The 20085-nt window shown below is 60.6% G+C and carries 7 protein-coding genes; 5 read left to right on the forward strand and 2 right to left on the reverse strand.

Translation table 11 applies throughout. The annotated features are described in order from the left end of the window. Positions 1 to 146 precede the first annotated feature (146 nt). Entirely contained in the window at positions 147 to 1157 is a 1011-nt protein-coding gene (locus M9Q49_RS27230; RefSeq protein ID WP_254512466.1) for an N-formylglutamate amidohydrolase, read from the reverse strand. A gap of 389 nt (positions 1158 to 1546) precedes the next feature. Here M9Q49_RS27230 and aroF point away from each other — a divergent pair, with 389 nt between their 5' ends. The 5 genes from aroF (at position 1547) to M9Q49_RS27255 (ending at position 6753) form a co-directional block, all read left to right on the forward strand. Next, complete coding sequence (aroF, locus tag M9Q49_RS27235) at positions 1547 to 2659, forward strand: 3-deoxy-7-phosphoheptulonate synthase (RefSeq protein WP_254512467.1); 1113 nt, start codon at positions 1547 to 1549, stop codon at positions 2657 to 2659. Positions 2660 to 2796: 137 nt separating this feature from the next. Then, the gene (locus tag M9Q49_RS27240) at positions 2797 to 3699 is read left to right on the forward strand and encodes a dihydrodipicolinate synthase family protein (protein ID WP_254512468.1); all 903 of its coding nucleotides are present in this window, start codon (positions 2797 to 2799) and stop codon (positions 3697 to 3699) included. A 6-nt stretch (positions 3700 to 3705) separates the two neighbouring features. After that, a complete protein-coding gene (locus tag M9Q49_RS27245) occupies positions 3706 to 4647 on the forward strand; it encodes a proline racemase family protein (RefSeq protein ID WP_254512469.1) in 942 nt (313 codons plus the stop codon). A gap of 109 nt (positions 4648 to 4756) precedes the next feature. After that, positions 4757 to 6004 (forward strand): NAD(P)/FAD-dependent oxidoreductase, encoded by a 1248-nt coding sequence (locus tag M9Q49_RS27250; protein WP_254512470.1) that lies wholly within the window; start codon positions 4757 to 4759, stop codon positions 6002 to 6004. A 92-nt stretch (positions 6005 to 6096) separates the two neighbouring features. Beyond that, on the forward strand, positions 6097 to 6753 hold the full coding sequence (locus tag M9Q49_RS27255) for a 3-keto-disaccharide hydrolase (protein WP_254512471.1): 657 nt from the start codon (positions 6097 to 6099) through the stop codon (positions 6751 to 6753). Positions 6754 to 6851: 98 nt separating this feature from the next. On the opposite strand, the gene M9Q49_RS27260 is transcribed toward M9Q49_RS27255, so the two are convergent. Next, the gene (locus M9Q49_RS27260; RefSeq protein WP_254512472.1) at positions 6852 to 19547 is read right to left on the reverse strand and encodes a beta strand repeat-containing protein; all 12696 of its coding nucleotides are present in this window, start codon (positions 19545 to 19547) and stop codon (positions 6852 to 6854) included. Positions 19548 to 20085 lie beyond the last annotated feature (538 nt).

A 20085-nucleotide genomic window follows, 5' to 3' on the forward strand; every position in this document is an offset into this window, starting at 1 on the left:
CTTGCAGCGCACAATCAACGTTCGAAGCGACAGCGAACGCTAGATTCTGTTCGCCAAACCCGGAACTTCGCAGAGCTCGTTCCTTTGCACGCTTCAGGTCAGCCTCAACCCATCGTTTTCGGAGAAAACGACGACAATGTCGGCGACTATCGGCAGCGCCGCGGCCGGCAGCGAAAGCGGCGAGCACATTGCGTTTGCACTGCGCAGCATGGTTGAGCGACCGAAGTTTGCGTTGCACTTTTCGCAGCCGCTGGCGGCGACAGGGGCATGTTGAACTGGGCTTCGAAAAAGATCTGTAGCGACTCGTACATTCCCTTGGCAAACTTGGCTCGCGAGACATCGTTGTCGCGCACGCCGCGGCTGTTGGTTTCGATCTGCAAGCCGGCAATCGGGCCGCCATCGTGACCGTAGCGACTGGTGTTGTAGCCGCCGCGAAAGTACGGCGTGGTCGGTTCGGGGCGTTGCTTGCTCGGGGTGGCGGGAAAACCGCGCTCGGCCAGCAGCGTGCCGAGGGCGAAGTCGCCGCGGATCAGTTCGGAATACGGCCGGCGGTTCAGCGCGATGAGTCCTTGCAAACTGCTCGCCGCGAGAAACTGCGCGCCGTTCAGCTCTTTGTCGGCGACTTGATAATCCTCGGCCGAGTGGAGATAGCCCATCTCGAGCTGGCCGACCTTGTGACCATGGCCATGCAGATCGATGTAGAGCCCGCGGCCGCGACTCTTCAGCACTTGTTCGCGAGCAGCACCGATGAAGCGATGCCAGTCATGCCAGACGACTTCGGCTTCTTTGTTGCCGGCGCAGGCTTCGACGATTTCGCGATTGCAATCAATCTTCCGCCGCGTGATGCGACAGATGATCACATGCGGATAGTGACCGGTCTGCTTGAAAATCTCAGCATGAATCGCGCGAGCCAATTCCTGCGTGCCGATGTCGAAGGCAAACGTTCCTTCCTTGCGATCGGGAATATCGTCGGGCTTTTCGCGGCCACCATGCGGGGCCGAGAGAATGAACGGCAGATCGCCGGCGAGATATTCGATGTGCTTGTCCTTGCCATAGTAAGTCTGGCCGGGAACAAAGGTCTCGACTTGTTGAGCGTGCGACACGCCAGCAGCGGCAACGATCAGCAGCAGAGACAGAAAACGAGCAGTGATGCGCACGGCGGGGTCCTCGGCGAAGGCGGGAAGCGAGCAGGCATCTCCATGTTAATCTCGCTGCGGCGGTCTGTTGCGTGCTGGCAGCAAACCTTAACCAAAATCAAGGGTGCTCAGAAATTTCACCGCAAAGGAGAAAAACGCCTCTTGAAAAACCGGCCCAGCGAACGATAATCACCGGCATGAGCAAATTGGTGCGCAATTATCGCTGGCGGTTTTATTTTACCGGGTTCATCCCCGGGGCCGCGGAGATTGCGTAGTCGCTCGTAACCACAGCACAACAATCCAAAGCCCTGAGGGACCAACTGGTCGCTCGGGGCTTTTTTTGTTGGCCGCGGCGGTATTTTCCGGTTGGAACTTTGGGTGCAAACCTGAAAGCCGGCTGGAGAACCGCCATGAACGCCGTCGTCGCTCGCACGCGAAATCGTACTTTGCCCGAACAACTTCCCGACTTAAACCCGTATCACATTCCTTCTCTGCCGGAGCTGTTTTCAATGATCATCGTCATGGAACAAGGGGCCACCCCCGAACAAATCAAACACATGATCGAGCGGGTCGAAGCCTTCGGCTTGAAGGCTCATCCGATTCAAGGAACGGAGCGGACCGTCATCGCCGCCATCGGCGAAAAGCGATCGGAAACGAAGGAAGCCCTGGCGAGTGGCCCGGGTGTGGAATCGGTCATGCCGATTCTGGCCCCTTACAAAGTGGCCAGCCGCGAAGTGAAGAAAGAGCCAACGCAGGTTGTTGTCCGCGACCTGAAGGTCGGCGCCGGTTCGATCGGCATCATGGCCGGGCCTTGCTCGGTCGAAAGCAAAGATCAAATCCTGGCTTGTGCTCATGCGGTGAAAAAGGCCGGAGCCACGGCACTACGCGGTGGTGCGTTCAAGCCACGGACCAGCCCGTACGCGTTCCAAGGGATGAAGGAAGAAGGCTTGAAGTTGCTGGCCCTCGCTCGCGAACAAACGGGGCTGGCCATCGTCACCGAAGTGATGTCGACCGAAGAAGTGCCGCTGGTCGCCGCCTACGCCGACGTGCTACAAGTCGGCGCTCGCAACATGCAGAACTACCGCCTGCTCGAAGCCGTCGGCAAGACCGACCGCGCCGTGCTGCTGAAGCGAGGCCCTTCGGCCACGATGGAAGAGTTGCTCCTCGCGGCGGAATACATTCTCAACGAAGGCAACCCAAACGTGATGCTGTGCGAACGCGGCATCCGCACCTTCGAAGCCCACACGCGGTTCACGCTGCCGCTCGCTTCGGTGCCGTACCTGCATCACAAGACGCACCTGCCCGTCGTCATCGACCCCAGCCACGGCACGGGGCACACCTACCTCGTTCCCGATATGGCCGCTGCCGCCGTCGCCGCGGGTGCCGATGGTCTCATCCTGGAAGTGCATCCCGATCCGGAAAAAGCCCTGAGCGACGGTTACCAATCGCTCAACTTCCCGCAGTTCGAAGAGACGATGACGAAGTGCCGGGCCGTGGCCACGGCGCTCGGGAAGAAGCTGTAAGTTCTGCACTGCTGTTATCGGAATGTGTTTGCGCGGCGGCCCGTGACGCCGCGCGATCGCTCACGAACTCGGCACTTATCTCGCGCTCGCCACGCCGCTAAAATGAGCCTCTCTTAAATCTTCACCGAGGCTCAGCGATGACGAAGCATCCCTTCACGGGCGTTTTTCCAGCCATCACCACACAGTTCCGCCAGGACTTGTCTCTCGATCTCGAGGGGACGGCTCGGCACATCGAAGCCCTCGTCGCATCGGGCATTCAGGGCCTGATCGTGTGCGGTTCACTCGGCGAAAATCAAACGCTCGACGCCGAAGAGAAACGTCGCGTTGTCGATCTAGCCGTGCAAGTCGCGGGCAAAAAAATCCCGGTCCTCAGCGGCGTCGCCGAGACGAGTACCAACGCGGCTTGCCGATATGTGAAGGACTGCGAAGCCCTCGGCGCGAACGGCTTCATGGTGATGCCCGCCATGGTCTACAAAGCCGACGAACCCGAAGTGATGAACCACTTCCGCCGTGTGGCGGCGGCCACCAAGCTGCCCTGGATGCTCTACAACAATCCGGTCGGCTACTACACCGATGTCACGCCGCGGCAATTTGCCGAGCTGGCCGATGTGCCGAATCTGGTTGCGCTCAAAGAGAGTTCGGCCAACACTCGTCGCGTGACAGAACTGCGTATCGAATGCGGCGATCGTTTTGCGATCTTCACTGGTGTCGACGATCTCGTGCTCGAGTCCGCCGTTCTCGGCATCGACGGCTGGGTCGCTGGCAGCGGCATCGCGTTTCCAAACGAGAATCAATACTTCTGGGAACTAACCCGCGCGAATAAATGGCACGAAGCCCGCGCGATGTATCAATGGTTCTATCCGCTGCTGAAGCTCGACACGCATCTCAAGTTTGTCCAGTACATCAAGCTCGCGGTGCAAGAGACCGGCCTCGGCGCCGAATGGGTGCGCGAGCCGCGGTTGCCGCTCGTGGGACAAGAGCGTGAGCGCGTGCTCGAGATTATTCACAAGGGAATCGCAGCCCGGCCGAAGTTGAAGTAACTCGCCATGCGTGAAATCCATGTCATCGATTCCCACACCGCCGGCGAGCCCACGCGGATCGTCATCGTCGGCGGCCCTGATCTCGGCAACGGTCCACTCGCCGAGCGCGTCGAGATTTTCAAAAACCAGCACGATCGCTTCCGCTCTGCCATCGTCAACGAGCCGCGCGGCAGCGATGTGATCGTCGGCGGCTTGCTCGTACAACCAATCGATCCCACTTGCATCGCCGGCGTGATCTTCTTCAACAACGTCGGCTACCTCGGCATGTGCGGCCACGGCACGATGGGACTGGTGCAAACGCTCGCTTACCAAGGCTTGCTACAACCCGGAGTGCATCGCATCGAAACACCGGTGGGCGTGGTGACCACGACGTTGCATGACGATGGGCGAGTGAGTGTCGAGAACGTGCCGAGCTGGCGGGAGAAGAAGGGAATTGAACTGGTTGACTGGAATCCGAGCATGTTACCGGTGAAGGGTGACATTGCCTGGGGCGGAAATTGGTTTTACTTGACTCAACTACCGCCACACCCGGATTTACCTCTCGATCACAGAATTACAAACATCCTCTCGGGTTTTGCGAACGGCATTCGCCACCGTTTGAATCGTGAGCATCAAAGCGTCGATCACATCGAACTCTTCGGCCCACCTCAAAATCCCGGCAGCCACAGCCGCAATTTCGTCCTCTGCCCTGGCGGTGCGTACGATCGCTCTCCCTGCGGCACTGGCACAAGTGCCAAGCTCGCCTGCCTCGCCGCCGATGGCAAACTCGCCGAAGGGGAAGAGTGGGTGCAAGAGAGTATCATCGGCACGACATTCACCGGCACCTTTCGCTGGCTAGATCGCGCCGCGGGGAAGATCATCCCGACAATCACCGGCCGAGCTTACATCACCGGTGAGAACAAGCTGCTGCTCGATGAAAACGACCCGTTTTGCTGGGGGATCAGATAGTCGTCTTTCACTCCGTGAAAGAACGCGTCTTAGAGAGTCTCCATGATATCGACGTCGAACATTTTGCCACCGCTTGAAGACGCGTCCTTTCGCGGAGCGAAAGGCGACTGTGAGTAAGCACATCCTCATCATCGGCGGCGGCGTGATCGGCCTTTCAGTCGCCGAAGCCTGCACTGCCGCCGGTCACGAAGTAACCGTCCTCGAGCGCCAACCCGAAGAGCGTGATGGTTGTTCGTACGGCAACGCCGGCATGGTCGTGCCGAGCCATTTCATTCCACTCGCGGCGCCGGGCATGGTCGCGCTCGGTTTGAAGTGGATGTGGAACCCCGAATCGCCGTTCTACATCAAGCCGCGACTGTCTTGGGAATTGTTGACCTGGGGAATGCAGTTCTGGCGAAGTGCCACAGCGGCGCGAGTGGCCAAAGCGAGCCCGATTCTGCGCGACCTTGGCTTCGCTAGTCGCGCCCGCTTCGATGAACTCGCCGGCGACGCCAACGAATTCGGCCTGGTTCGCCGCGGTCTGCTCATGCTCTGTCAGCAGCAGAAGACGCTCGATGAAGAAGCCCACGTCGCCGAACAGGCCCGCGCGCTGGGCATTCCCGCCGAAGTGCATGATGCAGCTGGAACGGCGGCGCTCGATCCAGCCATCAAGATGAATGTCTGTGGTTCGGTTTATTTCCCACGCGATGCACATCTCTCGCCCTGGCTGTTCATGCAGTTCCTGCAGCAGCGAGTTCGCGCGCGCGGCGGCTTACTGAAATTCAGTGCCGAGGTTACCAGCTTCGTGCGCAAAGGAAACCGAATCGCCGCGGTGAAAACTTCGCAGGGCGAATTCACCGCCGACGAAATCGTGATCGCCGGCGGTTCCTGGTCGCCGCTGGTCGCGCGCGAGCTCGGCTTGAAGATTCCGCTGCAACCCGGCAAGGGCTACAGCCTCACGCTGCCGAATCCGAAACAGCTGCCGCAGCTTTGTTCCATTTGCACCGAAGCCCGCCTCGCCGTAACGCCGATGGGAAACTCGCTCCGTTTCGGCGGCACGATGGAAATGAGCGGCCTGAATGAAACGATCGACCCTCGCCGCGTGAAAGGTGTGATTCGCGGCGCGACTACTTTCTTTCCCGAGTTCGCCGAGAGTGATTTCGCCGACATCAAACCCTGGTGCGGCCTGCGGCCTTGCTCCCCCGATGGTTTGCCCTACATCGGCCGAACGGCGAAGCAGAGCAACCTGATTGTCGCGACAGGCCACGCCATGATGGGCCTCAGCCTCGCGCCCATCACGGGCCGGTTGGTCGCTGAAGTAATCGAGGGAACAAAGCCCTGTGTCGACCTGAAGCTGCTATCGCCTGATCGATTTTGATAGTCGCCTTTCACCGAGTGAAACGCGACTCTCTCCTGGCTACAATGCACGCTCTGCTAGAGTTCATCCCGCCATTGAAAAAGGAAATCGTCATGCGATTCACGCGCTCGTTGTTCGCCGCTTCGGCTCTCGCGGTTGCTCTGTTCGTCACTTCGTTTGCCTGGTCTGCCGATGACGAAGGCTTTACGAGCTTGTTCGATGGCAAGACCCTCACCGGTTGGCAGGGCGCGGTGACTGGCTACCTGGTCGAAGACGGCGCGATTGTGTGCGACCCGAAGAAGGGCGGCTTCCTCTACACCGACAAAGAATACGGCGACTTCGTGCTGCGTCTGGAATTTCAGCTGACCCCCGGCGCAAACAACGGCATCGGCATTCGCACGCCGATCGGCGGCGATCCAGCGTACGTCGGCATGGAGTTGCAAGTGCTCGACGATACCGCGGCGCAGTACAAGAACCTCAAGGAGTATCAGTACCACGGCTCAGTTTATGGTGTCGTGCCGAGCAAGCGAGGCCATCAAAAGCCGGTCGGTGAATGGAACACGCAGGAAATCACCGTGAAGGGGAAGCAAGTCAAGATCGTGCTCAACGGCGAAACGATCGTCGACGCCGACATCGAAAAGGCCAGTACGCCGAAGACGCTCGACGGCAACAAGCACCCCGGCCTGGAACGCGAAAAGGGCTACATCTGCTTCTGCGGCCACGGCGCGAAAGTGTCGTTCAAGAACATCAAGATCAAAGAGCTGAAGTAACACCAACTCCTCACTCCCTCTCCTCGGTACTCCGGGGAGAGGGTTGGGGTGAGGGGCTGAATTGCTAACAGCCTTTGCGGTTCAGAGCGACCGATCGTTTAGAACAACTCATCGCTGCCCATTCCGTTGCCATTGAAGTCTTGGGCTTCTCCCGCTGAGACGCTGAAGTCGTCGTTGCCGGTGTAGCCCCAGACCTGGTCGAAGATCGCGTCGCTGGTGATCGCGGCCAGGCTGCTGCGGTCGTTGGTGGATGACCACTGATTGAGCAGGATCAGCAGCGCGGCGTCGTTGTCGGTCGAACGGCTGTAGAGCGCGGCGCCGAAGGTTGCGTTCACGGCCTGCGATGTCCAGCTGCTCGATTCGTTGGCGAGGCGGCCGCTGATCAAGAGGTCGTCGCCGGCGTTGCCGTTCATGTTGTCGGCACCGCCGCCGCCAATCAGCACGTCGTTGCCGTCGCCGCCGATCAGCAGGTCGTTCCCTTCGCCGCCGCTGAGCAAGTCGTTGCCGACCGCGCCGCTCAGTATGTCGTTGCCGCCACCGCCGTAGAGGCGGTCGTCGCCGGTGCTGCCGTCGACAGTGTCGTCACCCTCGCCGCCGTAGACATAATCGTTGCCGCCGCCGGCGCTCACCTGGTCGTTGCCGCCGCCACCGTAGAAGACATCGTTGCCGCCGAGCGCGCTGAGAATGTCGTTGCCGCCGATTGCGGAATCTTGCGCGAGGGGCAACGTGCCGGTGAGTTCTTCATCGCCGATGACGATGTTGTCGCCGCCGCTGGCGTTGATCTGATCGTTACCGAGGCCGCCGACGATGAAGTCGTTCCCCATGCCGCCCGAGATGTAATCGTCGCCATTTTCGCCGTGGATCTCCATCGGGAACGTGACGTTCGAGTGCGTCACATAATCGTTCGCATCGCCGGCGTACGTCAGCGTTTTGCCGTTCATCGGGAAGTCGACGAACGTCGTGTTCAAGCGCACGCGCACGCCGTTCGGCTGCGTCGGCGACGGGTTCAGCGAGAAAATGATCGTGTCGGGCCCGCTCGAACCACGCACCAGCGTGTCGCCGAGTTGCAGGTTCAGCAGCTGATGATTGGTGATGAAGTTGAGGTCTTCGATCTGCGTGTAATTCAGCGGTTGCAAGCCGGGGCTCGCGATCACGCCCGACAAGGTTGCGAGGACGAACGACGAACCGAGCGGCACGCCGCTGAGATCGAGATTGAGCACATCGCCCACGCTGTCGCCGATCGTGCCGACCGGCGCGGTCGGTTGACCGCCGTCGATCGTGATCGCCGTGCTCGCGCTCGGACGAATGCCGCGCACGCTATCGGCAACCGTGAGTCCTGCGTTGCCAGAGCCGGTGCCGACGATGCCCGGCGCAGTCGCGCCGAACACATCGTTGCCGTCGCCGGCATTCGGATTCCCCGGCGCGTCGCCATAGAGCGCGATCGTCGAAACGCTGCTCGCCGTCGCGGTCGGCGTCGGGCCGGTGCCGCCCTGTTGATCGGAAGTGAACAGCAGGAACTGATCGGCGCCAAGCCAACCACTGAGCGAAACGATCGACAGATCGTGCGCCGGATTCGTGTTCACGAACTGCGCGTCGATCGTGTCGTTGCCGGTCGTGCCCGTGTAATTCAGCGTGTCGATGTTGCGGAAGATCACATCGTCGCCCGCGGCTGCGTTCACACCTTCGATGCGATAATCAGCCGATGCGGTTGGATTCACCGCGTTGATGAAGACCGTGTCGCCCGTCGCGTCGGCAGTATCGATGATCGTCAGCGTGTCGTTGTTCGCGGCGAGCGAACCATCGGTGCCATCGACGATGACCGGCCCGACGATGTCGTCATCGGGACCGCCGGCGGCGCTCTGCAGCACGAACGAATCGTTGCCCGTGCCGCCGATCAGCGTCACCGTGCCCGTGTTGCCACTCGTGCTGAAGACGCGAATCGTGTCGTTGCCCGTGTTGCCGATGAGAGTCACGCTCGGGTTGTTCGTCTGACCGCTGCCGAAGCTCGCGAGGTCAATCGTGTCGGCATTCGCCAAGCCGTCGATCGCAATCGAACCGAAGTTATTGCCGCTGAACGTGAGCGGCGTGTAGCCGGTGGCGCTCACGATGGTGTTCGCGCCGCTGCCGTTGATGCCGATCACATTCGCGGCCGAATCGCCGATGATCTGCAGCGCGCCAGGAGTCGCGCCCGTGCCGGTTCGCTCGGCAGATTCCGTCCGCACGAAGTAGGCTTGCAGTGAAGCCGCGCCGGAAGCCACCAGCACTTCGCCTTCGTTGCCAGTCGCGCCAGTGCCGTTGCCGATCGCATACGACAGCGCCGCATTCGCGCCGGTCAGATTGAAGAGCAACTTGTCAGCACCGCCGTTGCCATCGAGCAACACCGAGCCGACTCCCGCGAGATTCAAGTTATCAGGAATGCTCGGCGCGCTGCCGGCGAACGTCGGCAAGCCGCCCACGTCGCTCACGGTCAGCGTGTCATCGTCGCTCGAACCGAGATAAGTGAACGACTGAATCTGCGCGCTGGCGCCTTGGAAGATCACACCGACGTCGTCGTTGTCCGGCACTGCTGCCGAGCCCGTCCGCTCGACCACCAGGTTCGCGCCGTTGCGGCGCACCGTGATCAGATCGGGCACGCCGGTGTTGCCCCACGCTGCCAGGTTCGCATCGAGCGACAGATGGAACGGCGCGTTGGCGTTCATCTCTTCGATGCTCGTGTACGTCACACTCTTCAGCGGCGAATTCAGCGTCCACACGCCGCTGCCGATGCTGCCGAGCGTCAGCTGCCGGCTCGTCGTCGCCGACAGATCGAGATTCAGAATATCGCCCGTCAGCGTCATGTGCGGCGCGAGACCATTCACCGTCACTGCAGCATTCGCTTGCGGCGCGAGATTAAACGTATCGTTGTCGCCGTTGCCATTGAGCACGGCTCCACTCGGCGCCGTGATGGTTCCCGTCAGCGCGAACACACCACCGACTCCGGCGTCCGCAGCACCGACGTCGATGTTCACCGTCGTCGTGGTCGCGCTCACCAGATTGCCATTCAGCGTCGCGTTATCACCCGCATTCAGCGTGATCGCGCCAGCCGAATTCACATTCACAGCTGCCGTCAGCACAATGTCTTGCCCCACACCCGCCGCATCGATGGTCGACAACGTCACGTTGCCGCTTGTCGTGGTGCTCACCGTTTCGTTCACGGTCAGACTGCCGGTCGCACTCACATTCACATCGCTGGCCGTCGCGCTCACACCCACCAGCGCGCTCACGCCACCGATGATCAAGTTGCCAGTGTTCGCCAAAAACACCCCACCGCTGCCGCCGGCGGCTTCGACATTCGCCAGCGTCGTCTCAATCGGATCCGCGCTCGTTCCCACACCGGTCGCGGCTTGCAGCACGATGCTCGTGCCCGTCACATTATTATCATCATCCGCATCCGTGATGCTCGTGCCGGCGACAATCGAACCACCACTCGTCGTCACATTGGCAATCGCCGCGCCAGCCGTCGTCGTCAGCGTGAACGCGCCAAGCGCCAACGTCGAATCATTCGTGCCAACATTGTCACCCGCACCCGCATAACTCGACACCGTCTCATTCGCGAGCAGCTGCACGGTGCCGCCAAGTCCCACATTCACCGCACCAGCAGTATCAAACACCGCAGCACCACCGCTGAGCTGCAACACCCCCGCGTTGGCATTCGTCGTGCCGCTGTAAGTATTCACGCCGCTCTGCACCAGCGTTCCCGCACCGGTCTTCGTCAACGAACCCGGAGTCGCCGCCCCATTCACAATCGGCGCGCTCACGGTCAGCGTCCCCGTGACATTGAACGAACGATTCGCCGCGCCGGCAGTACCGCTCAGTTCGACGTTGCTCGCGCCGATCGTACCGCTGACCGTTTCGACAATAATTGACGACGTACCGGTCGACGTCACGTTGCCGTTGAGCACCAGTCGCGAACCAGCATCGCCCGCCGTGAGGCTCTTTCGCAGGTTGAGCACGCTGTCGTTGAGCGTGAGCGAACCAACGGTAGCCGTGCCGATCGTCGGGCTCGCGCCGTAGATCGCAAAGCTGTTGTTCGCCTGCGGCGTCGAACCGGGCGAAGCGTTCATGTTCGTCAGCACCAGGTTGCCGAACGCAATCGTCGTGCTGCTGTTGGCGAGGAAGATCGTGTTCCCCGCGCCGCCGGTGAACGTGCCGGTGCCGGTGATGTTCCAATTCGAATTCGCGCCGGTCGAGAACGAACCGCCGGTCATCGTCAGGTTGGCAAACGTCTCTTGAATATTCGGCAGCGTGCCGGTGTTGAACGACGTGCCGTTGAACACGCTCGCCGCGCCACTCACATTCACACTCGCCGTATCGGCGATCTGATTGTTCGCACTAAACGTCACCGCGCCGCCGTTGATATCGAGCTGACCCGGAATCGCATTCACGCCCGCCGTCTTGTTCAGATTCAGCACGCCGGCCGAAACCGTCGTGGTGCCCGTCTGCGTGTTCGCCGTGGCGCCAGCCAGCGACAGCGTTCCCGCGCCACTCTTCGTCAAGCTCACCGCGCCGCTGATCACGCCCGTGTAGATGTCGGTGCCGCTCGCCAGGTTCACCGTCAGCGTCGCCGCCAGCGTGCTCGTAACCTGCATCGTCACGTTCGCACCCGTCACCGAGTACAACCCGGCCACCGTTTGATTCTGACCGTTGAGATCGACAATCGCCGGCGAAACACTCGCGTTGTTGCCAAGGGCCAGCTTCGTTCCCACCGGCAACCGATCGGCGCCACCGGCAAGTCGCAGCGTACCAACCACCACCGTCGTATCGCCGAGATACGTGTTCGCGCCGCCGCTGACCACGACGACACCCGTCGTGTCGCTGCGCACCGTCAGACCACCCATCGCGCCGGCTTGTCCACCGCTGATCGCACCACTCAACGTCAGCGTCGCGGTGTTCGCCGCGCCCACGCGATTGTTGGTCGCCGCGTTGCCGACGATCACCGGGCCAGCCCAAGTGCTCGAGCCCGCAAAGCCGTGCAGCGCGCCCTGACTGTTCGTGCCACCCGTACCATTGATCGTGATCGTCTCGCCCGTCACCGTCACGGCATTGAGTTGCAACTGCGCATTACTCGCCACCTGCGTCGCGCCCGCCGTCGTACCGAGCGCGCTCGCATTCGAAATCTGCAGCGTCCCGGCCTGCACATCGGTCAAACCGCTGAACGTATTCGTGCCGCTGAGCGTCACCGCGCCGGTGCCACTCTTCACCACGTTGCCCGTGCCGCTGATCACGCCCGGGAACGACCCACTCGTCAAAATCAAATTCGCATTCGCCGAGTTAAAGAACCGCGTCACGATCTGATCACCGGCGCTACCTGTCAGCGCGCCCAGCGTCACGTTGAGCTCATTCAACGTCAGATCCTGCACAAGTCGCAGCGTCACATCGCCACCACCGGCCAGCGCCGCAGGAGTCGCCGAATAGTCACCACCATTCACAATGATCACACCGCTGTAACTCGGCAGCGCCGTAAACAATGCTGCCAACGACTGAAACGCATTCACCCCCATCGTCGCCGACTGCACGCCGGGAGTCTCGCGATCACCATCAACCACCCCCGACGCCGGGAAGTCATCGTCGACATACAATGCCGCCACCGGCGCGAGTGCAACGAGCACCACGTCGTTGCCATCGCCCGCATGATATTGAATCTGCATCGGCCGCCCATCAACGGTCACAGTGGCCCCTTCAGCGAGACCAGTAAACGTCCCCGTCGTGTCGGCTGCAGCCGAACCGTCGTTGTCGATGATTCGATAAATCGAACCCACCGTCGGATTGAATGTTCCTGCCGCGCCGGTGTAGTTCACCGTCAGCGTGCCTGTTGCGCCAATGGTCAAGCTGCCGCTGCCCGTAATCCGCAGCTGATCAAAATCCGTCCCCGCCGTCGTCCCCGCAATCGAGCTGATCTCAATCGTCAGCCCACCGTTCTGCACGTAATTCCCCTGCACATTCCCAAACCCAACGGCTGTGCCCACGCCAGGCTGATGCACGCCGCCCGCATTCACCGTCACCGGCCCAGTCGTCCCCGCGCCCGTGAGAATCGCACCAGTCTGCACCGTCGTCGCGCTCGGAATGTTCGACCCGGTCACACGCAGCGTGCCACCACTCACCGTCGTCGCGCCGGTATACGTATTCACTCCGAGCAAATCCAAAACCCCCGCCGTCGTCTTCGTCACGCTTCCCGTGCCCGAGATCACTCCGTTGAAGGTTCCTTGCGCGACAATCAGATTTGCATTCGCGGCGTTGTTGAACCGCGTCACGATCGCATCGCCGGCATCGCCCGAGAGGTCGTTGAACTGCACATTCAAATCAGCCCCGCCGGTCACCAGATCCTGCACCAACCGCAATGTCACATTGCCACCGCCAGCCAGTAGCGCCGAAGCATACACGCCGCCGTTAACCACGATGGTGCCTGTAAAGCCGACGTTGGCTGCAAGCGCCGCGGCGATCGAGGCAAACGCGTCCACGCCAACCGTTGCCGTTTGCGTGCCGGCCGTTTCCAAGTCGCCGTCGACCGTTCCAGAGACGAATTGATCGTTGACATACAAAATCGTTGGCACGGCTACGAGGACCACGTTGTTGCCATCGCCGCCGTGGTATTGCAAACGGAGCGGCTTGCCATCGACGGTGATGATGGCTCCCTCGGCCAGGCCGAGGAACGTGCCGGTCGTGTCGGCAGCAGCCGTGCCGTCGTTATCGATGATCGTGTACGTCGTGCCGGCCAGTGGAGCAAAGGTTCCCGCTGCGCCGGTGTAGGTAACGTTCAGCACCGCAGCGGCTCCGATGGCAACGCTGCCGCTCGAGAGAATGCGGACCTGATCGTAGTCAGTTCCCGCCGTGCTTCCTGCCGGCGATCCAATCTGAATATTGAGCGCGCCGTTTTCGACATAGTTGCCGTTGACGGTTGCCAGACCCACAGCATTGCCGGGCGAGTGCGTGCCGCCGGCGTTGATCGTCAGTGGGCCGCTGGTGCTCGTGCCGGTGAAGGTCGCACCCGTTTGCACGGTGGGCGTGCTGGTCGCGATCGAACCATTCACGGCGAGCGTACCTGTCGTGACCGTCGTCGGGCCGGTGTAGGTGTGCGTGCCGGTCAGCGTGAGCGTGCCAGCGCCGATCTTGGTGAGTCCCGCGCCGCTGATCTGACCGCTGATCGTAAAGTCGCCGCCCGCGCCGCTGGTATCAAAGCTGGCCACGCCACTGACGATGTTCAAATCGCTGGCATACGTCACGCCGGCGATGGTCGAGGTTACGACGCTGCCGTTGCTCACCTGCAAGCCGTCGTAGTTCGCGCCCACGGCAGTGTTGTTGATTTCCAAGTTGCCGAGAATCGCCCCGGCTGGCAGCGTGGCGCCACTGCCAGTGTCCATCGCACTGCTCAACCGCAGAATGCCGCCAGCCGCGATTGTCACGTTCGAGATCTTGGCGTTAGCGGCTGCTACATCAAAGCGACCTCCGCCGCTCACATTGACACCGGTGCTGGTAAAAGTGGAATTGGCATTGGCAATGCGCAGCGTGCCGGTGCCGGAGACGTTGATCGCGCCGGTGCCGGTTCCTGCCGCTTGCAGAGTGGTCGTGCCGGCAGTGAAATTTTCGGTCGTGCCCGTGCCGAACGTGTGTGCCGCGACATCGGCTGTGCCGCTGCCGCCCGAACGCGTGAACGTGCCGACGGGGATATTGAGATTGGCAACAGTAACGGCGTTGTTGGCGCCGAAATCGAGCGCACCTGCCGGATTGATGCCGGTGACATTCACCGCCCCGAGCGCGCTGGTCGTGGCTGCAGCGCTATTCAGCACGAGCTTGCCTGCGCCGGTGCCTGGTTGCGACCAGATGCCGGCCTGCGTGGCGGCATTCGTGTCGATGAAGGTCGGCGTGAGAGCATAAGTGGCGAAAGTCCCCGAGCCGAACTTGATGTTGAAGCGATCGCCACCAGCCGTTTCTTGAAAGCCGGCCAGGAAGCGATAAGTGCCCGCCGCCAAAGTGCGGGTGCCGACGGCGTTGGTATTGTTCGTGTTGACAACGCGATTGGCTGCTTCAAAAACACCGTTGCCATCGTCGTCGATCCAGAGTGAACCTTGATCGTCGGAATCGAGACCAAACGTGATCGTGCCGGCGGCAAGATTCGGGCCGCCGACGGTGATGTAGCCTTGGATGATGCTGCCGTAGTTATCCTGATTGTTGCCCAGAATGCTGTAGGTGTTTTGATTGAAGGCGGCGCCGGTGGTGCCGCGATTGGTAGTCCCTAGCATCGGGAAAACCGCCATCGGGACTTGATTGAGCAAGCTGTTGACGTTGTCAGCCGCTTCGATGGTGGCGTTGTTATTGGGCGAAGCCGCAGCCGTGCCGTTGCCGAGCGTGTTGTTGTTGTATGTCGTGCCGATGGGAGTGCGATAAACCCGTTCTTGCAGACCGGCGTTGTTCATGTTGACATCTGGACTGCCGGTGACGGAGCCGGTGCTGAGCGTCGCGCCGGGATAGATATTGATCACCGGCGAAGTGGGCGTGGCATTGAAACGGCCGGGCTGCGCCGTGGGATTGATGTCCTGCAGCGTGGCGTACGTTTGGCCGGCGGGTTCGGCAAAGCGAGCGATCACGCTGCTGCCACCGCCAGTGTCTTCCTGGAAAATCGCGATCCGATAGGTGCCGGCTGCGGGAATGTTGAAGGCCGCGTTGGTGGTCGCCGCCGTGCCGACACCATTCACCGCCAGTTCGCCGTTGCCAGTTTCGAATACGCCGTTGTTGTTCAGGTCGATCCAGATCGTCGTACCATCGTCGTGCGTTGGCAGGGCAAAGGTATACACGCCGCCGACCGGCGCGGTGTAGGTGCCCAAGAACAACGAGGAGAAGAGGACCGAGTTAGCGCCGACAGGAGTATCGCCAAACAGTGTGCCGAAGGCCGCGTCGTTGGCAATGTTGACTGCACCCGTTTGATAGATGCGACTCGTCGGCAGCGTATTGAGCGCGGCGAGAATGCCCGCATCCGTGGTAACCGGGAAGCCCGTGCGGCTTGCGAACATGCGACCTTCCAGGCGATTGGTATTCGCCGAGACGCTATTGGCAATCACCGAGTTATTGCCGAAATCGAGCGTGCCGCTGAAGACCTCGATGGTTCCGCCGTTGTTCGTGACATTGGCAGTGTTCCAAGTCGTGGTGCGTCCCGCGCCGGCGTCGCCCGTCAGCGTGCCGAGTGCATTGATGGTGACTGCGCCCGTCGTGAGCGTGCCCGAGGTCGGAACTAACAGGCGACCGCCAGCATTGATTGTCACCGTTCCCAGGGTTTGACTCGCGGAATTGAGCGTGTTGACTCGGCCCAGCGCCAAGCTGCCGCCGTTGACCGTCAAGTTCGGCGTTCCTGCGAGAATATTTGGGATGACGATATTGGCCCCTTCGGTCGTTTCCTTGGTCACGCCGCCCGTGGGAGTGATGGTGCCCGTGGTGCCGGTCAAATAACCGCTGATCATCCGCAGCGAAGCCACGGTGTCGGTGAAGGTTGTGATGTCATATGTGCCAGCGCCGCCGATTTGCAGCAACGAAGCATCGGGGATCACGTTGTTTTGCAAGGGACGCAAAATGCCGCCCGAAACACTCGTCGTGCCGGTGTAGCTATTGGCGGTGGTATTCAGCAACCAGGTTCCCGCGCCGGCTTTGTTAAACGAAGTCGCGCCGCCGTTGTCGGCTAGCGGCGTGATGAACGTATTGTTCCCCGTATTCGAGCCACTCAGGTTGAAGGTCCGCGCACCATTGCCGACCAATTGCGGCGTCGTGGTCGTCGTGAACGACAGCGTCGATGCCGCTGCCGCAGCGCTGTTGTCGAGCGTGCCGCCGTTCAGCGTGATGGTGAAGTTGCGGTCGGTGGTGACTGCGGTGGCGCCGTTGTATTGCAGCGTGCCGCCGTCGAACACGAGATTGCCGGCCGCGTTCGAAGTGTTGCCAATGGCAGAGTTGGTTCCGGCATTACCGAGTTGCGACACCTGCAAAATACCGGCGCGCATGACCGTCGGACCGGTATAAGTATTCGCGTTGTTGGAAAGAATGACCGTGCTGCCGCCGGTCTTGGTCAGACCGCCGTTGAGTCCCAAAAACGTCGATGGTGTGCTGATCGTGCCGGTGATCGTCAAGTTGCCGCCAGCGTTAATACCGCCTTGGGCATTCATGATGAAATTGCGGGCCGTGGTAAAGGCAGCCGTGGGATTGAGGTAACCAGTCGGGAGCGGTGCTTGGTTCAGCAAGCCCGGAAACGTGCCGATATCGTCGGCATACGTAGTGATCGGCGCGCCTGCATAAACTCGCTCTTCCAATGTTCCCGCGCCGTACACACTGCTCCACACGGTTGGTTGTGCGGCTGGGTTCACGACATTGGGGATCGTGAGATAAGTCGCGAAGGTCCCCGCGCCCCACTTCGCCTCGAGCGCGCCACCACCGGTCCCTTGGTAGTGTGCAATGGCAATGCGATAGGTGGTGGCTGCCGTCAGCGTTGCGGTGCCGATCGGCGGAGTGGCCACAACACCACCGTTGGCCTTACTGACAATCCGCTCACCGGGAGCCGTAAATACGCCGTTGTTGTCGAGATCGATGAAGATCGAGCTGCCATCATCGCTTTCGAGGCCGAACGTATAAACACCGGCGACCGTCGTCGTGAACGTGCCGACATACATATCGGAGAAATTTGTGTTGCCGGTTGCCAGATCGAACTGCTTGTTTTCGATGTTCTCGCCGCCCGTGATCTGGGCCACGCCGTTCACGCCAACGCTGATGGCCCCGGTTCGCGGGTTCGAATACGTGATGCTATTGGCCACATCGCCCAGCTGGCCATCGTTGGCGACGCTCAGGTTGCCGCCCAAAATCGTGATGGTCTTGCCCGCACCACCAAAGGTGTTAGCCGCGGCAGTCAACGATAACTGCCCCCCTGCCGCCTTGGTGAGATTGGCGTTGCCGCTGATGACGTGATTAAGAATAACCTGGCCGATGCCGGTGGCGTTGGTCTGCACAAAATTCGTTTCATAACCCGACAAACCGACCTGGATGGTCAAGTCGCCGGTCAATGCTACTGCATTCGCGGCGTTGTTCATGGTGATCACGCCGGTAGTGGCATCGTCCATGTTGAACATCACGGTGCCGCTGGTCGGCAGCGTGATGATGCCCGACGCGGTCATGGCGACGCGACTGGCCAGGTTGCCACCACTTTGCAACGTAATTGGATTGGCAATGGTCGTCGCCGTGGCGAGATCCAAGGTGCCGCCACTTTGAATCGTGACCGGCACCGCAGCACCGCCCAAGTTCGTTTGGCTGTTGTAGAAGAGTCGGCCGTTCGCGATCGTCAGCGCGTTAAAGCCATGAGTCACCGCTGCCGTGCCAAAGACAAGATCGCCTGCCCCAGCCTTTGTGAAGGGAAACGCGCCAGTAATGATGCCGTTGTAGGTCACGTTCGCGCCACTCGCGGTCGCGACATTCAGCGTGCCGCCCGTTCCCGCCAACGTGATGCCGCGGTTGGCATTCATCGTCACGCCGCCAGCCGTAAAGGTGAGCGTGCCGCCGTTGAGCGTAACCGCATTCGCCACCGCCGCGCCCGGCGCAGTACCCAGGCCCGTGTCAGCAGCCACGCTAATGGCCCCGCCATTGATTGTCGTGGTGCCGGTGAACGTATTCACGCCCGAGAGCGTTTGCGTGCCAGTTCCTTGCTTGATGATGCCGCCAGCGCCCGAGATGACGCCAGAGAACGCCGTATTGGTAGCATTGCCCAGCGTTAGCGCTTGGCCTGCAGTGGTCAGCGCCACCGTCGGCGTGGCGTTGGTCGAAGCCAACGAACCAATCGTTTCGCCGTTGGCGGCGTTCAGGACGAGCGCAGCGTTGCCCGTCAGATTCAGATTGGTCGCATCGGGAATAACGTTGCCCGCACCGAGGTTATACGTATTGGTGCTCGTCGTTCCTTCAAGCGAAATGAGCGGCGTATTGAAGGCGGCATCGAAGCCGTTGATGTTGACGGTGTCGCCGCCATTGGTGATCACCGTCAGCGAGGTCGTCGGCGCGGTGAAAGCTACCGATTCGCCCAGTGTGCTGTTGATCGTCGTCACCCCGTCGGCGCCACCGGTGTCGCTGATCAATACCGTTTCGGCAGCACCGGTAAATGTAAAGCTACGAGTGGCTGCGGAAAGGTTATCGATAACAGGTTCAAGTCCCACGTAGGTCAGCAAGTGGCCATCAACCGCGATCGAGCCGTCGTTATCGTTGACGAACGAGTAATCGACGCTGTCGACCTCGCCGTTCTCCAAAATGATCTGATCGCCCGGGTCCAGGCTGTTCTGGCCGCCGCCATAGAAGAACAAACCGTTCTCGAGGATCGCGTTCCCCTTCGACATATCGACGCGCAGCGTGTCGTCGCCGTTGCCGCCAAAGATATGCAACTGCTGCGTCGGAATCGCGGCCAGCGGAATCTTCAGTGTGTGCTGATCTTCCAGCAACTCCGCGCCGGGAATCGTCGTAGCATCAAACGGCAAGAGCACGTCGGTAACGAGAATGTTCCCTTCGCCATCCTGCTTCACGATGATTTCGTTGTTGTATTCCGATCCAGTCGCCGACCGCACAACCAGCTTGCCCTGATTGATAAATGCCACCGGCGTCAACACGTCGGTGGGGGCATTCGGAGGCAACACTTCCTGCGAAGTATCGCCGTGCAGCACCATCCGCGGTTCGAGCGATTCCAAAAACGCTCGACGTTTCCTCGCTGCCGAACCTTGTTGACCACGACGATTGTTACGCGAACGTGCCAAGAAACGAGCGTACAGAGACCGGGAGAGGCTCAGCATGGGAGAAATACCGGAGATGGGAGAGGAAGCGCGAGAGTACTGCCACCGACCAGCGCACGCAGCCTTGGTTCTCCGTTCCCACGAAACCAAGCCGTTCCGATTGCACCGCTGGCGGAATCTGCAGTAGTTGTGAGGAGTATAGCGATCGTCTAGTTAAAAATCCAACCTTCGACAGTATTTTTCGCTGGCGAACATTTCACCCCGAATAAGACCCCTCGCCAATTCACCTTTGCCTGCCCAACCGAAGCTCCGCGTATTGGCCAAAGCAATTCCGACACACAGCTTCCGCCCTCATAGTGCCGAGGGGGTTATATATAACAGGTTATCAACATTCTCTAAGTGCATTAAGTGTTTTGCAGATAATGACTTGCGAAGAATTAGGCTACTGGGGCTATAACCTTTTATAACCCCGGTTCGGCGGCCCATCGCCTCGCTGATGACCCAGTTGACCTGTGAGAATTTCCGGCGAATTTTTATTCCAGGGTCGATCTGCCGTTGGCTG

This window comes from Anatilimnocola floriformis (assembly GCF_024256385.1).
Lineage (GTDB): Bacteria > Planctomycetota > Planctomycetia > Pirellulales > Pirellulaceae > Anatilimnocola > Anatilimnocola floriformis.

What these genes read in the sequence shown, in the direction of transcription:
- aroF (WP_254512467.1), top strand. Translation starts at nt 1,547, where the DNA reads ATGAACGCCGTCGTCGCTCGCACGCGAAATCGTACTTTGCCCGAACAA.
- M9Q49_RS27240 (WP_254512468.1), top strand. Translation starts at nt 2,797, where the DNA reads ATGACGAAGCATCCCTTCACGGGCGTTTTTCCAGCCATCACCACACAG.
- M9Q49_RS27245 (WP_254512469.1), top strand. Translation starts at nt 3,706, where the DNA reads ATGCGTGAAATCCATGTCATCGATTCCCACACCGCCGGCGAGCCCACG.
- M9Q49_RS27255 (WP_254512471.1), top strand. Translation starts at nt 6,097, where the DNA reads ATGCGATTCACGCGCTCGTTGTTCGCCGCTTCGGCTCTCGCGGTTGCT.